We start from the raw sequence: 14,738 nt of genomic DNA, 5'->3' as shown, positions 1-14,738 counted from the left end.
TTAAAAAGACAAAGGGCTGATTTTAAAGATCAGCCCTTTGTTTTAATGATAAATTTTATTCCACCACAGCCCAAAATTCGGCTACGGTGTGGAAAGATCCAAAGACTAAAACCACATCATTTTTTACCGCACTTTTAAGTGCTGTACACACCCCATCCATAACAGAATTATCTGATGTAGCTTGAACATGTGGGAAATGACTTTTCAATTTCTCTGCTAATTCATCGCCTGACTGCCCGCGATAGCCACCTAAGGTTACGCAATGCCATTCATCAATAATAGGCGTTAAATGCGCAAATACACCATTTGCATCTTTGTCTTTGAGCATCCCACATACGGCAATAATTTTGCCCTCAATGTTGCATTTAAGTGCGGTCAATTTTTCAGATAAATATTTAGCAGCATGAGGATTATGCCCCACATCAACGATAATTGTTGGCAAGGTTTCAACTGGTACGCCAAGGTAATCTGCTAATTTTTCGCGTCTATCTGCTTTTATTGCTTGAAAACGACCAACCAGTTCAACCTCTTGCAAAGATTTTCGCAAAGTCTGTTCTGAAATATCAAAAGGTAAACATTGAACAGCAGCAAGAGCCGTTGCGGCATTCGCCAATGGAATCTGACAAAACGGCAAATTTTCTAACCGCACTTTTTTATTTTGCCATTGCCAATTTTCAGCATTTTGCTCAAACGACCAATCCACATCACGACGAGTAACTTGGCAATGTAATTTTTCAGCCTGATCTAACATTGTTTGCGGAACATTAGGTTCGCCAATCACGACAGGGCAATTTTTGCGGAAAACTCCTGCTTTTTCAAAAGCAATAGCCTCTCTGGTATCCCCAAGAAAATCAGTGTGCTCAATATCGATGCTAGTAATCACCGCAAGATGGCTATCCACAATATTGGTCGCATCTAAACGTCCGCCCAGCCCCACTTCTAAAATCACCACATCTAATTTTGCTTGCTTAAATAAATGCAAGGCAGAAAGGGTGCTAAATTCAAAATAAGTCAGCGATTCTGTTTTGTTTTCATCAATAAAAGCAAAAGAGGATGTGTGCGCTTCATCCGGTAAATCTTGATTTTGAATACGTACTCGCTCGTTATAACGCAATAAATGGGGTGAAGAATACACGCCCACACGTAATCCGTGATTAAGCAAAATCGTTTCTAATAAGCGGCAAGTCGTGCCTTTACCATTCGTCCCTCCGACTGTTATCACATAAGGGGCGGGATGAAGTAAATCCAATTTTTCTGCCACGGATTTAATACGCTCTAAACCAAGATCAATGGGTTTAAAATGGCTTTTTTCTAAATAAGAAAGCCACTCAGCGAGTGGCGAAGTGGCTTTAAGTTGCATATTATTCATCTTCTGAAATCAGTTCAGGCTCAACAAAAGGAGAAGGTTGATTCGTTAATTTACTCAGTACACTTGCCAAAGTTTTACGCATTTCTGAACGTTTGACGATCATATCAATTGCCCCTTTCTCAAGTAAAAACTCACTGCGTTGGAAGCCTTCTGGGAGTTTTTCACGTACGGTTTGTTCAATAACACGCGGCCCCGCAAACCCAATTAAAGCTTTTGGCTCGGCAATATTTAAATCCCCTAACATCGCAAAACTGGCTGATACGCCACCTAAGGTCGGATCCGTTAATACCGAAATAAACGGCACACCTTTTTCACGCATTTGAGCAAGCACTGCACTGGTTTTTGCCATTTGCATTAAAGAGAATAATGCTTCCTGCATACGTGCCCCACCACTTGCAGAGAAACACACAAACGGACAATTCATTTCTATCGCCTTTTCTGCCGCTTTAACAAATTTTGCACCAACCACAGAACCCATTGAACCGCCCATAAAAGCAAAGTTTGATGCAGCCACAACAATTGGCATATTATAAAGCGTACCTGTCATGGTAATTAACGCATCTTTTTCACCCGTCTCTTTTTGTGCCGCACTGATACGATCTTTATATTTCTTTAAATCTTTAAATTTTAAAATATCTTTTGGTTCTAAATCTGCCGCAATTTCTTGACTTGAACCTTCGTCCAATAATTTTAATAAACGCTCACGTGCGTCAATACGCATATGATGACCGCATTTAGGGCAAACATAAAGATTACGTTTAAGTTCTTCACTATAAAGTACTTGTTCACAAGAAGTACATTTTGTCCACACGCCTTCTGGCACATTGGCTTTTCGAGTAGAAGAAGACGGACTTTTACTAAAAATTCGGTTAATCCAGCTCATTTTTCGACCTTTTTATTGACTAGAAAATTCTGCGTATTAGACCATAAATTTGCAGAATTTGCTACTTGTAAGGCGTTTTTGTACTGCTCCGATTTCCTTTAGAAACGTTCAATAAATATGAGAAATAAATCCATGATTGAACATTTTTTTTATTTCTTTGTCTCATAGAACACGTTATCTGAAATCTATTTTGGAGTATTTTATGAAAAAAACACGTTTTGTATTAAGCAGTATTGCTCTCGGATTAAGTGTCTTGAGTACACCATTTATGGCTCAAGCTGATTTACCAAGCTTCATTTCACAGCAAAATAGTTTGGCACCTATGTTAGAAAAAGTTCAACCTGCTGTGGTGACGCTTTCTATTGAAGGAAAAGCAAAAGTTGATTCACGTTCTCCTTTTCAAGACGATATTCCTGAAGAATTTAAATTTTTCTTCGGCGATCGTTTTGCTGAACAATTTAGTGGACGCGGTGAATCAAAACGTAACTTCCGTGGTTTAGGTTCTGGCGTTATTATCAATGCAAGCAAAGGTTATGTTTTAACAAATAACCATGTGATTGACGGGGCTGATAAAATTACCGTGCAATTACAAGATGGCCGTGAGTTTAAAGCCAAATTAGTGGGTAAAGATGAGCAATCAGATATTGCATTAGTTCAACTTGAAAAACCAAGTAATTTAACAGAAATCAAATTTGCTGATTCCGATAAATTACGCGTAGGCGATTTCACTGTTGCAATCGGTAATCCATTTGGTTTAGGTCAAACGGTGACATCAGGTATTGTTTCTGCATTGGGTCGTTCAACAGGTTCTGACAGTGGCACTTATGAAAACTATATTCAAACTGATGCTGCTGTAAACCGCGGTAATTCAGGTGGTGCATTAGTCAACCTAAATGGTGAACTCATTGGTATCAACACTGCGATTATTTCGCCAAGCGGTGGCAATGCCGGAATTGCCTTTGCGATTCCAAGTAATCAAGCAAATAATTTAGTGCAACAAATTTTAGAATTTGGTGAAGTACGCCGAGGATTGCTGGGTATTAAAGGTGGCGAACTCAATGCTGATTTAGCCAAAGCCTTTAATGTGAGCGCACAACAAGGCGCATTTGTGAGTGAAGTTTTACCGAAATCTGCCGCTGAAAAAGCTGGCATTAAAGCGGGCGATATTATCACGGCGATGAACGGTCAAAAAATCTCAAGTTTCGCAGAAATGCGTGCAAAAATTGCAACCACTGGTGCAGGCAAAGAGATTAGCTTGACTTACTTACGAGATGGCAAATCCCACGATGTTAAAGTGAAATTACAAGCAGATGATGGTAGCCAACTTTCCTCAAAAACTGAGTTGCCTGCATTAGATGGCGCAACATTGAAAGACTACGATGCAAAAGGCATCAAAGGGATTGAAATCACAAAAATTCAGCCTAATTCGCTGGCTGCACAACGTGGTTTAAAAGCGGGCGATATTATTATTGGTATTAATCGTCAAATGATCGAAAACATTCGTGAATTAAATAAAGTGCTTGAAAATGACCCCTCCGCAGTTGCACTTAATATTTTACGAGGTAACAGTAATTTCTATTTATTAGTGCAATAATCTGCTTGATATATTTAAGAAAAAAGTCCGATCACAATGATCGGACTTCTTTTTATGCAGCAATCGTTCTTAACAAATCCACCACAAATTCTAACCGCACTTTGCTATCGGATAGATCTTTCATAAACTTAAATTTTAATGGGCCATCAAATCGATACACAATAGGTTCTTTTTGAATTAATTGAATAAATTTATCTGGATTTACTTGTGCTTTTGCTGAAAACTCAATAAAACCGCCTTGCGTTCCTGCATCAATTCGCACAACTTTCAATGGCTCAACCAACAAACGTAACTCTGCAATTTGCAGTAGATTTTTTGCCGCGTCAGGCAATAATCCGAATCGATCTATTAACTCAACTTTTAACTCGTCCAATTCTGATTTACTCTCTGCGGCGGCAATACGTTTATAAAAGGATAAACGCATATTCACATCACCTAAATAATCATCTGGCAATAAAGCAGGCACGCGCAATTCAATATCCGCTTGTTGTTGCGTCAATTCTTCTAATGATGGCTCTCGCCCTTCTTTTAAAGCTTTAACCGCCGCATCCAATAATTCCATATAAAGCGAAAAACCGATGCTTTCAATTTGTCCGCTTTGTTCGTTTCCGAGTAATTCGCCTGCACCACGAATCTCTAAATCGTGGGTTGCCAAGATAAAACCAGCCCCAAGATTATCAAGATTTTCTAACGCATCTAGACGACGTTCGGCATCTTTTGTCATCATTTTTGGCGGTGGCGTGAGTAAATAAGCATAAGCCTGATGATGTGAACGCCCTACTCGTCCGCGTAATTGATGCAACTGAGCTAATCCAAAATGATCTGCTCGTTCAATAATGATGGTATTTGCCGTTGGCACATCAATACCCGTTTCAATAATGGTTGAACAAACTAAGACGTTATAACGCTGATGATAAAAATCACTCATCACACGTTCTAACTCACGTTCTCGCATTTGTCCGTGCCCCACAATCACTCGCGCCTCTGGCACAAGTGCGGTCAGTTTTTCTGCTGTATTTTCAATGCTTGCAACATCATTGTGGAGATAATAAACCTGCCCGCCACGTAAGATTTCACGCAAAATCGCTTCTCGTACAACAAGATCGTCATTCTGTCGGACGAAGGTTTTAATACTTAATCGGCGCGCAGGAGGCGTAGAAATAATAGAAAGATCACGAATACCATTCATCGCCATATTAAGCGTTCGAGGAATTGGCGTTGCCGTTAAGGTAAGAATATCGATATTTGCGCGGAGCTGTTTGATCTTCTCTTTTTGGCCCACACCGAAACGATGTTCTTCATCAATAATCAACAAGCCAAGATCGTTAAATTTGACATCTGATTGAATTAATTTATGGGTACCAATTAGGATATCGACTTTGCCTTCTGCAAGATTTTCCAGAATTTGTTTTTGTTCTTTTGCAGTTTTGAAACGCGATAACACTTCTACGTTCACAGGCAAGTTCGCAAAACGATCTTTAAAATTCTCATAATGCTGTTGAGCTAACAATGTGGTTGGCACTAGCACTGCTACTTGTTTATGATTCATCACAGCCAAAAAGGCAGCGCGCATTGCCACTTCAGTTTTACCAAAACCCACATCACCACAAACAAGGCGATCCATTGCTTTTGGCTGACACATATCAGAAATTACCGCATTAATTGCCATTTCCTGATCGTAGGTTTCTTCAAAAGGAAAAGTTGCAGCAAATTGTTGAAATTCTTCACGATCATATTTAAAGGCAAAGCCTTTTGTCGCTTCACGTTGTGCATAAACATCTAGTAACTCTGCCGCTACATCACGAATTTTCTCCGCTGCTTTTTGGCGTGATCTCGCCCAAGCCTCGTTACCCAGTTTATGTAATGGCGCACTTTCATCAGAACCACCAACATAACGGCTAATGAGATGTAATGAAGTGACTGGCACATAAAGTTTTGATTCATTGGCATAATTTAACAGCAAATATTCTGCTTTAATGCCGCCTGTATCTAAGGTGACCAAACCGCCATAACGCCCCACACCATGATCAAGATGCACAACGGGTTGCCCTATTTTCAACTCGGCAAGATTGCGTACAAGTGTGTCAGGATTAATCGTTTTACGTTTATCTCTAGAACGTTGTTGAACACGTTCGCCAAGTAAATTAGCTTCGCCAATAATCGCAACAGGAAACGATTGTTCAATAATAAAACCTTGTTCAATAGAGCTGACTAACAAGCTAAATTTTTCATTTTCAGCCTGTTCCAAGGAATGAATTTGTTTTGGCTTGAGTTTTAACGCTGAAAGCAAATCAAGCAACGTCTCTCGGCGACCTTCTGTCTCCACAGAAAACAGTACGTTTCCTTTAAAATGCTCAATAAATTGGCGTAATTGCCCCAATGGTTCTTTTTGCTGGGATTGAATAGTTACTTCTGGTAAAGCGGCAACAGGTAAATTTTTCTGGCGTACCGATGACCGCACTTTTTCCGCTTTAAATGTAATGCGTGGATAAGATTTCAATCGGCGATTAACTTCGTCCACATTAAGCCATAATTTTTCAGGCGATAAAAGCGGACGCATCGGATCCACTTTACGTTGTTCATAACGCTGTTTTGCATCTTGATAAAAACGCTCGCCTTGCGTTTGGTTATTTTCCATATCCACAAACAGCGTTTGTTCTGGCAAATAATCAAACAACGTCGCCATTTCAGAAAAGAAAAGTGGCTGCCAATATTCAATGCCAGAAATCAAGGTACCTTTACTGATTTGCTGATAAATATGTTCGGGATCTCGACGGATCTCCCCAAAGGTTTCACGAAATTGTGCACGGAAAAATTCAATCCCTTTGTCATCCGTTGGAAATTCGTGCGCTGGCAAAAGATTAATTGAGTTAATTTCATCAAGAGTACGTTGCGTATCCACATCAAAAGTGCGAATGGAATCAATTTCATCATCAAAAAAATCAAGACGAAAAGGCACCGCACTTCCCATTGGGAAAAGATCCAACAAAGCACCACGAACTGCGTACTCGCCGTGTTCTAATACTTGCTCCACGGCTCGATAACCCGCTGCTTCTAATTGTAAGCGCATTTTATCGATGACCAAACGATCGCCTTTTTTAATCAGAAGTACATTGTGTTGTAAATATTGTGGCGGGCAAAGGCGTTGCATTAATGTCGAAATCGGCAATAGAAAAATTCCTTTTTTCGCATTTTGTAAATGGAAAAGCGCACTTAAACGAGAGGAAATAATTTCTTGATGGGGAGAAAAGGTATCATAAGGTAAGGTTTCCCAATCAGGGAATACGCATACATTTTGACTGCTTAATTCCGATAAAACACGTGATAAACGCACCGCACTTCGTGTATCTGGTGTGACTACTACAGTTAAATTTTGATTTTGCTCTGCAATTTCACTAATCGCCAGTGCATCAGCACCTGGTAAGACATTGCCTAAAATTTTATGATCATTAGGTTGGGTTGGAATATCAGGTTGGAAAAAAGCCGTTTTCATAAATATAAATAATGCGTCAATCTTGTATAAAAATTGACGCATAGTGTACTGGAATTTGAATTATCTTTCAATAAATTTACTGTTTAAAAAACCAGTTAATATTTATTTCTTTAAAGAAGGTTCCTCTTTCTTCAAATTACCATTTTCATCTTCTGTTGCTGACATAGGCACGCAGCTACAATTCGGTTGATCTAAACCCCATTCTTTAATGAAATTGTCATATTTTTCTAAAGTGCGTTTAAACCAACCTTTTGGTTTTTCGGTTTGTTCTGTCATAAAGTTCCTCGTTCTAAATATTGTTTAATTTCTAAACGTAGCAATTCTACGCCTTTTTTCTTGTTAATGAGAAGTTGTTTTTTTGTTAAATAAGCGGAAATTAATGGGAAATTTTCTTTGCCTGCTAATTTTAATAAACGCCTAATCGCAGGAATGCTCGAAAATAAAGTGCGGTGAAAATTAGCGAAGTTTTTTAAGCTCACCCAATCGAACTCATCAAGCTGCCAATCAAGCTGATTTTGCTCAAAATTTATGGCGAACGGATGAAAAGATAAAAGGATATTACGCTGAAATTGTTTGTGCGCAGTATCAACTAAAGCCAAGCCTTCTTTGGAAAGACCTTTAAGGGCAATCGCTGAATAACAACCACTACTCGCTTCTTGATGCTCGCCTAAATGCACCAAAACAAAACCGCACTTTTGCCAAAATTTTGCCAGTTCGTCAGTGTAGCCAAAACTCACTGAAAGAAAATCCACTTCTGAATTTTCCATAAATTTCATTAGATTTTGACCAATACCCTGTTTTTGCCAATTTGGCTGAACCGCTATACGAGAAATGCGTAAGGAACGTAATTTACAGGCTTGAGGCAAGTTTTCATAGAAACATAATGCTTGTGGAACAAGATTCCCTTTCGGGCGACGTTTGCCTTGTTGAATTTGAATAATCAACTCATCATCAGCCATATTTCCTTCTTCTAATGCCCAAATTGCACCGAGCAAATTCTGTTGATATTCGGCAAAATAAAAACGTTGATGTTCCCCATCCAGTAAACGGCGAAGATCGAGTGGCGATGTTCGGTAGTGAGCAATCGTCATTAGCCCATAAAAATCTCGAAAGAAAAATTGACGATTATATTTTCCTTCACTCCCCTTACTTGTGAGGAGAGCATCCAAAGCTTGAGGGAGGCTAGCTATATCTAAATCCCCCTTCCGCCCTTCGGGCACCTTCCCCCGCAAGCAGGGGAAGGAAAGATTTTTAGCGTTTTCCTCTATGTTATAAGTAATATTGCTATAGTCAAAGTGCTGAAAATCATCTTCGGAATTTAGCAACAAAAGATCATCAATAAAATGTTCTAACGGATCATTTTCTTGCCAACGTAGGGGCTGTTTAAGCTCAAAATGCTGAAAAGTGCGGTGGATTTTCCGTTTAAATTTTAATTCGAAACCACGCCCCGTTCCTTCATAGCTATGAATTGTTGTGCTGAAGACAATATGTTGAAAATATTGAGAATATTCTTGCAATAAAGGCAATGGGATCATCGCTGCTTCATCTACGAGCAACCAAGCGGATTGACTAAATTCTGGTTCATTTTGTAACCGAATAGTCAGTTCATCGGGCGCGATAAATTCTATCTCTCGTTCTGAAAATTCAATAACCGAATGTACTGCGCTTTTATTCGGTGCGGTGAGATAAACTGCTGCCTGAATTTGATTAGCAAGCATCCCCAATAATGCGGATTTCCCTCTTCCCCGCTTGGCGGTTAGAAAATAAATATCCTGATCGGCCTGTAAAATAGTCTCGATAATTTGTTGTTGCGCTAACGTAGCATTTTTGTGATGCTCGTTAGAATAAAAAACCGCAGGAAATTCAACCGCACTTTCCTCTCTAAAAATGGGGAAATGATAACGTTCAATGCACTGTTTAAAATGATGAATAAAATTAGGCGTGGCGATTGCTGACTGATTTCCATTCCAACGTAAACTATCTTGATCAGGCTGCTGAGATAAATTTTCCCAATCGGATAACACTAAACAAAGTGTACCGCCCATTTTCAGTGTTCCGGCTGCAATAGCCAGTGCTTCAAGATGAATGCCATTTCGTCCATCAAATAAGATATGTTCAAATTCTTGTCCAAGCAAATTCATTGCTTTAGAAAAAGCAATGCCGCTTTCACCGATAATTAACACGTTATCGGGCACAAGCGGCAAAGTTTTGCTGATTAAAATTTGAAGCTGGCGAGATGGCATCGTGTTATTTTAAATAGGCAATTAGCATCGCACCAATAAAACTTACGCAAGCAAGCCAAAAGAAAATGCTTTTGGGTTGAGAAACTTTTTTACTGAAAAATTTCGCTGCAAACAGGATATACAAAATCAGTAATGCGAATTTAGCCACTAACCACCATTCAATATCAAAAACAAAGAGATATAAAATGACGACACCAGAAACAATCAACAAGGTATCTGATAAGTGCGGTAAAATTTTTAATAATTTTATCGAACGCCAGTTTTTGCCAGTAAGCTGCATTGCGCCACGAATCACCAACAAGGCAAAACTTAAAAAGGCGAAAAAAATATGTAAATAAACTAGCATAATCACTCCCAAAAAAGTAAGAAAAGTGCGGTCAAAATCCACCGCACTTTCTCAATCTAAATTACTTCGCAATACGTTTATATTTAATACGATGTGGCTGAGTGGCTGCATCGCCTAAGGTTTTCTTTTTCCACTCTTCGTAGTCTGAGAAGTTACCTTCATAGAACGTGACTTTACCTTCATCGCCGTAATCTAAAATATGCGTTGCAATACGATCTAAGAACCAACGGTCATGGGAAATCACCATGGCACAACCCGGGAATTCTAAAATCGCATTTTCTAAGGCACGCAAGGTTTCAACGTCTAAGTCATTGGTTGGTTCGTCCAGTAATAGCACGTTACCACCGCGTTGTAAAAGTTTTGCCAAGTGTAAACGACCACGTTCACCACCCGATAATTCGCCTACGCGTTTTTGTTGATCTACGCCTTTGAAGTTGAAACGGCCCACATACGCACGGCTTGGAATTTCAAAGTTACCAATAGTAAGAATATCTTGTCCATTAGACACTTCTTCCCAGACGGTTTTCTTGTCATCCATTGAATCACGGAATTGATCCACCGAAGCAAGTACAACGGTTTCACCCATTGTCACAGAGCCTGAATCTGGTTGTTCTTGGCCTGACAACATGCGGAATAAAGTTGATTTACCCGCACCATTTGCCCCAATAATCCCAACGATTGCCCCTTTTGGAATACTAAATGATAAATCGTCGATTAAAGTGCGATCACCGTAAGATTTAGTGAGGTTTTGCACTTCAATCACTTTATCACCCAAACGTGGACCAGGTGGAATAAAGAGTTCGTTCGTCTCGTTTCGTTTTTGATATTCGCCAGAGTTCAATTCATCAAAACGAGCCATACGCGCCTTGCTTTTCGCTTGGCGACCTTTAGGATTTTGACGCACCCATTCCAACTCTTTCGCAATAGATTTTTGACGCGCATTTTCAGCCGCTTGTTCTTGCTCTAAACGTTTCTCTTTTTGCTCTAACCAAGAAGAATAGTTACCTTCCCAAGGAATACCCTCGCCACGGTCAAGCTCTAAGATCCAACCCGCTACGTTGTCTAAGAAGTAACGGTCGTGGGTAATTGCGACAACAGTGCCTTCATAATCATGTAAGAATCGCTCTAACCATGCCACAGATTCCGCATCTAAGTGGTTAGTTGGTTCGTCTAATAAGAGCATGTCTGGTTTTTCGAGTAATAAGCGACAAAGTGCCACACGGCGACGCTCACCACCAGATAAATGTTCGATTTTGGCATCCCAATCAGGTAAACGTAATGCATCTGCCGCACGCTCTAATTGGTTATCTAAATTATGCCCATCATGTGCTTGAATGATGGCTTCAAGATTCGCTTGTTCTGCCGCTAATTTATCAAAATCCGCATCAGGATCCGCATAAAGTGCATACACTTCATCTAAACGAGTCAGTGCATTTTTCACTTCAAAAACTGCTTCTTCCACTGCTTCACGCACGGTTTGTTGCGGTTCTAATTTTGGTTCTTGCGGAAGATAACCGATCTTAATTCCTGGCTGCGGACGAGCCTCCCCTTCAAATTCTTTATCTACGCCCGCCATAATGCGTAAAAGGGTTGATTTACCCGCACCATTTAAACCTAAAACCCCGATCTTCGCGCCAGGGAAAAAGCTTAAAGAAATATCTTTCAAAATATGACGCTTCGGTGGCACCACTTTACCGACACGGTGCATCGTATATACAAATTGCGTTGACATTAATTATTCCTCATTAAAAATGACGCCCTATTTTACTGGAAAATAGGGCGAAAATATAGGAAACAAGCGGTAGGATTTTACAAAAGTTTCGCGGAAATTGACCGCTTGTAAATATTTAAGGGTAAAACAGCTCCCTAAATGAAATAGACACTTTAGGACTTAAATTACATTGCAAATGTAGAAGTACCATGCCGATGTAGAGCGGGCTTAACATTTGCAAGACTTTGTTGAAAACGTTTATTGTGTTCAAGCTCCCATAAATCAATACGTGTTTGCAGATTAAGCCAAAACTCAGGCGTGGTATCAAATGCTTTAGCAAGTTTAACTGCCATTTCTAGCGTAATTCGTGAACTATTATTAACAATGTTGCTTGCCGTATTACGATGTACATCTAAAATTTGAGCTAAATCATTAATTTTAAGACTTAAAGGTTCTAAAAACTCTTCTTGTAGAATTTCACCAACAGAAGTGGGTTTTCTCGTCATCATATTATCTTCCTTATAAATTATAAGAATGTGGATCTAAATATAAATTATTTACTTCGTTATTCTCATATTTAAAAATTAGGCGATATTGTTTATTTACTCGAATGGAATAAATTTTATTTTCTTTTGGCTCAAGCAACTCTAAGTGATTAGCCGGCGGAGAACGTAAATCATTGATGTCTTCTGCAGCACTTATCATATCCAATTTTCTTGCCAATACTTTAGATAAATTAGAAGGAATCTTACTATGAGCATCACCATATTGATAAAACCTATAAAGATAATCATCTCTAAAATGCTCACGTTTTAAATTAAACATCTATTATTCTCTTGGTTATACTCGAGCTGATCATAATAAGAATAAATGCACAATGCAAGAGTGCATCTTTCGACTTAGATAAAAAAAAACCACCCGAAGCGGGTGGCAGGAAAGTAGTTTAGCTATATTTATGATTATTTTATTTAGGAACTTTATGAATATCAAGCAATCACTTGACGAGCTTTATACTACTGAATATTGAAAGGCAAGGGAAATGCTATTGAGAGTTTTTTTGATTTACATCAACATTTTTGACAGAAAAATTGTTTTTTGCGTGTAGAATAAACAACTTCAAATTCTAGTGTTCAAAATAATAGGATTTTTTGTGAAAACGTATTCATTATTACTCGCTCTATTCATTAGTTGTGGAGTTTTAGCTCACCCTCATGCATTTATAGATATGCAAACCACGCCTATCATAGAAAATAATCAACTCACTGGCTTTTCAATGAAATGGACGTTGGATGAACCAAGTTCGTCTGCGGTTATTTATGATATGAAACAAGCTAGAACTAAAGTGGAGAAACAAAAACTTCTTGATGATGTAATGGGAAATATCGTCAGTGAACATTATTTCAGCTATCTATATGATGCTCAGAATAATAAAATCAAATATTCCCCTCACCCAAAAAATTACGGCATTAACGTTCAAGGCTTACAACTGCAATATTATTTTGATGTGCCACTCGCCCATCCGCAAAAGTTAGAAAAAAACACATTTAGCTTACAAACTTACGATCCCACTTATTATGTGGCGATGACTTACGCCTCAAAAAGTGCGGTAGATTTTTCCGCACTTCCGAAAAATTGCCAAGGAAAATTAATTGAACCTAATGTGGATGGAAAAATCCAAGCCTACGCATCTTCACTTGATAAATCCCAAAAGAACGAAGATGATTCCTTAGGTGTGATGTTCGCACAAAAAATAATAATTCAATGTGAGTAGAAATGAAAAAATATAAAACAGGGCTCGTGTTATTAGTGATTGCACTCGCCTTACTTGGCTATTTTTCCCCTTGGTTTTTCTTATATATTGCTGCATGGCAAAAAGATTTTAATCAACTTATTTCGGAAAATTTACATCAAATTCAAAATAATAGTATCAAGGCAGGCATCACGCTTATTTTTGCCAGCTTTGTTTACGGTGTACTTCATGCCCTCGGGCCAGGACACGGCAAATTTATTATCGCCAGCTATCTTTCCACTCATGAAAGCCAATTAAAACAAAGCACCATCTTGAGCTTACTTTCTTCCTTAATGCAAGGCATTGTCGCAATTACAGCAACAACATTGCTTGTTGTAGTACTAAATCTTTCATCACGTTATTTCAAATTAAGCCAGCTTTGGTTAGAACGATCTGCCTTGCTATTATTGGTATTTCTCGGCTGTTATTGGATTTGGCAAGGCTTACGTGCCTATCGTAAAAAAGCTAAATTAGCTATTAAATCCCTAAATCCCCTACCCCTACACAAAAAAAGTGCGGTGAAAAATAACCGAACTTTTCAACCAAACGCTTGTAGCTGTGGACACCAACATTTGCCAAGCCCCATGCAAACTGCACAAGCAACCAATCTAAAATCACAATTTATCGTGATTTTAACAATTGGCATGCGACCATGTAGCGGTGCAATTTTCGTTTTATTTTTAGCTTATATGCTTGATCTTTATGGCTGGGGAATTTTAGCGGTATTGGCCATGTCTTTCGGCACAGGACTTATGCTATCAGCCTTCGCGGGAATTGTACGTTATGCGCGACATACCGCAATTCACTTAGGGCGTTGGTATAGTTCAAAACATACGAAAGGAAAAAGCGAAAGCATCGTGAAACTAATCGCAGGTGGAATAATGCTATTTTTTGCCTTGAGTTTGTTATATGGCACAACCATCTCAACTGGCGGAAGCAAAATCCTATTTTGAAGTTAAAAATAAAGCCCATCAACATGATGGGCTCAAAATCTTTTGGTTGCTAATTTAGAATTTGTAAAAGGAGACAAACAAACTCTAAACCAAAAGAAAAATTGGCTCCTCCTGCTGGACTTGAACCAGCGACATATGGATTAACAGTCCACCGTTCTACCGACTGAACTAAGGAGGAATAAACTTTGTATCACAAGGAACAGGGCGCGAATTTTAATGATCGATAGTTAGCTTGTCAATGCAAAATTTAAAAAAATTTCATAAAAAACAAAAAATTTTCTCATCTTTTATATACCACCTAATATTTATTTTTCTATCCACAGAGCCTGTGGATAACTTTGTGGATTAACTTTTTAA

Annotated in this window: 12 protein-coding genes and 1 tRNA gene; 3 read left to right on the top strand and 10 right to left on the bottom strand. The window is 38.8% G+C overall.

Features of this window, described 5'->3' with window-relative positions; translation table 11 throughout:
- Positions 1 to 55: 55 nt before the first annotated feature.
- Positions 56 to 1,360, bottom strand: coding sequence for a bifunctional tetrahydrofolate synthase/dihydrofolate synthase (folC, locus tag DV434_RS05865; protein WP_192881453.1), 1,305 nt, complete (start codon positions 1,358 to 1,360; stop codon positions 56 to 58).
- Between the two features lies 1 nt (position 1,361).
- A complete protein-coding gene (gene accD / locus DV434_RS05860; RefSeq protein WP_005646488.1) occupies positions 1,362 to 2,252 on the bottom strand; it encodes an acetyl-CoA carboxylase, carboxyltransferase subunit beta in 891 nt (296 codons plus the stop codon).
- A gap of 202 nt (positions 2,253 to 2,454) precedes the next feature.
- On the opposite strand from accD, the gene DV434_RS05855 reads away from it, so the two are divergent.
- Positions 2,455 to 3,846, top strand: coding sequence for a DegQ family serine endoprotease (locus DV434_RS05855; RefSeq protein ID WP_118784817.1), 1,392 nt, complete (start codon positions 2,455 to 2,457; stop codon positions 3,844 to 3,846).
- A gap of 52 nt (positions 3,847 to 3,898) precedes the next feature.
- Here the strand turns inward: DV434_RS05855 and mfd are convergent, their stop codons facing one another.
- From mfd to DV434_RS05825, 7 genes are all read right to left on the bottom strand, one after another.
- Positions 3,899 to 7,339, bottom strand: coding sequence for a transcription-repair coupling factor (gene mfd / locus DV434_RS05850; RefSeq protein ID WP_118784870.1), 3,441 nt, complete (start codon positions 7,337 to 7,339; stop codon positions 3,899 to 3,901).
- A 102-nt stretch (positions 7,340 to 7,441) separates the two neighbouring features.
- A complete protein-coding gene (locus DV434_RS10790; protein WP_192881450.1) occupies positions 7,442 to 7,615 on the bottom strand; it encodes a DUF5363 domain-containing protein in 174 nt (57 codons plus the stop codon).
- Positions 7,612 to 9,582 carry a tRNA(Met) cytidine acetyltransferase TmcA gene (locus DV434_RS05845; protein WP_118784818.1) on the bottom strand — a complete coding sequence of 657 codons (1,971 nt, stop codon included), beginning with the start codon at positions 9,580 to 9,582 and terminating at the stop codon, positions 7,612 to 7,614. Before DV434_RS05845 ends, DV434_RS10790 begins: the two co-directional genes overlap by 4 nt.
- A 4-nt stretch (positions 9,583 to 9,586) precedes the next feature.
- Complete coding sequence (locus DV434_RS05840; RefSeq protein ID WP_111696971.1) at positions 9,587 to 9,928, bottom strand: SirB2 family protein; 342 nt, start codon at positions 9,926 to 9,928, stop codon at positions 9,587 to 9,589.
- Between the two features lie 61 nt (positions 9,929 to 9,989).
- Positions 9,990 to 11,660 (bottom strand): energy-dependent translational throttle protein EttA, encoded by a 1,671-nt coding sequence (ettA, locus tag DV434_RS05835; protein ID WP_046939298.1) that lies wholly within the window; start codon positions 11,658 to 11,660, stop codon positions 9,990 to 9,992.
- Between the two features lie 164 nt (positions 11,661 to 11,824).
- Positions 11,825 to 12,148 carry a HigA family addiction module antitoxin gene (locus tag DV434_RS05830; protein WP_009499989.1) on the bottom strand — a complete coding sequence of 108 codons (324 nt, stop codon included), beginning with the start codon at positions 12,146 to 12,148 and terminating at the stop codon, positions 11,825 to 11,827.
- A gap of 10 nt (positions 12,149 to 12,158) precedes the next feature.
- On the bottom strand, positions 12,159 to 12,464 hold the full coding sequence (locus DV434_RS05825) for a type II toxin-antitoxin system RelE/ParE family toxin (protein ID WP_012054677.1): 306 nt from the start codon (positions 12,462 to 12,464) through the stop codon (positions 12,159 to 12,161).
- Positions 12,465 to 12,789: 325 nt separating this feature from the next.
- On the opposite strand from DV434_RS05825, the gene zevA reads away from it, so the two are divergent.
- Positions 12,790 to 13,410, top strand: a complete 621-nt coding sequence (zevA, locus tag DV434_RS05820; RefSeq protein ID WP_118784820.1) for a zinc transporter binding subunit ZevA — start codon at positions 12,790 to 12,792, stop codon at positions 13,408 to 13,410.
- A gap of 2 nt (positions 13,411 to 13,412) precedes the next feature.
- Positions 13,413 to 14,381: a zinc transporter permease subunit ZevB gene (gene zevB / locus DV434_RS05815; protein ID WP_118784821.1), complete on the top strand. Its 969-nt coding sequence runs from the start codon at positions 13,413 to 13,415 to the stop codon at positions 14,379 to 14,381.
- Between the two features lie 102 nt (positions 14,382 to 14,483).
- Here zevB and DV434_RS05810 read toward each other — a convergent pair.
- Positions 14,484 to 14,559 (bottom strand) — tRNA-Asn (locus tag DV434_RS05810).
- Positions 14,560 to 14,738: the final 179 nt, after the last annotated feature.

It is taken from the genome of Haemophilus haemolyticus (assembly GCF_003493685.1).
Lineage (GTDB): Bacteria > Pseudomonadota > Gammaproteobacteria > Enterobacterales > Pasteurellaceae > Haemophilus > Haemophilus haemolyticus_O.
This window is presented reverse-complemented; position numbering and strand designations above follow the sequence as displayed.

Coding starts and splice junctions, on each gene's coding strand:
- DV434_RS10790 (WP_192881450.1), bottom strand. CDS start 7,615: ATGACAGAACAAACCGAAAAACCAAAAGGTTGGTTTAAACGCACTTTA.
- DV434_RS05825 (WP_012054677.1), bottom strand. CDS start 12,464: ATGTTTAATTTAAAACGTGAGCATTTTAGAGATGATTATCTTTATAGG.
- folC (WP_192881453.1), bottom strand. CDS start 1,360: ATGCAACTTAAAGCCACTTCGCCACTCGCTGAGTGGCTTTCTTATTTA.
- DV434_RS05845 (WP_118784818.1), bottom strand. CDS start 9,582: ATGCCATCTCGCCAGCTTCAAATTTTAATCAGCAAAACTTTGCCGCTT.
- zevB (WP_118784821.1), top strand. CDS start 13,413: ATGAAAAAATATAAAACAGGGCTCGTGTTATTAGTGATTGCACTCGCC.
- accD (WP_005646488.1), bottom strand. CDS start 2,252: ATGAGCTGGATTAACCGAATTTTTAGTAAAAGTCCGTCTTCTTCTACT.
- mfd (WP_118784870.1), bottom strand. CDS start 7,339: ATGAAAACGGCTTTTTTCCAACCTGATATTCCAACCCAACCTAATGAT.
- ettA (WP_046939298.1), bottom strand. CDS start 11,660: ATGTCAACGCAATTTGTATATACGATGCACCGTGTCGGTAAAGTGGTG.
- DV434_RS05830 (WP_009499989.1), bottom strand. CDS start 12,148: ATGATGACGAGAAAACCCACTTCTGTTGGTGAAATTCTACAAGAAGAG.
- DV434_RS05840 (WP_111696971.1), bottom strand. CDS start 9,928: ATGCTAGTTTATTTACATATTTTTTTCGCCTTTTTAAGTTTTGCCTTG.
- DV434_RS05855 (WP_118784817.1), top strand. CDS start 2,455: ATGAAAAAAACACGTTTTGTATTAAGCAGTATTGCTCTCGGATTAAGT.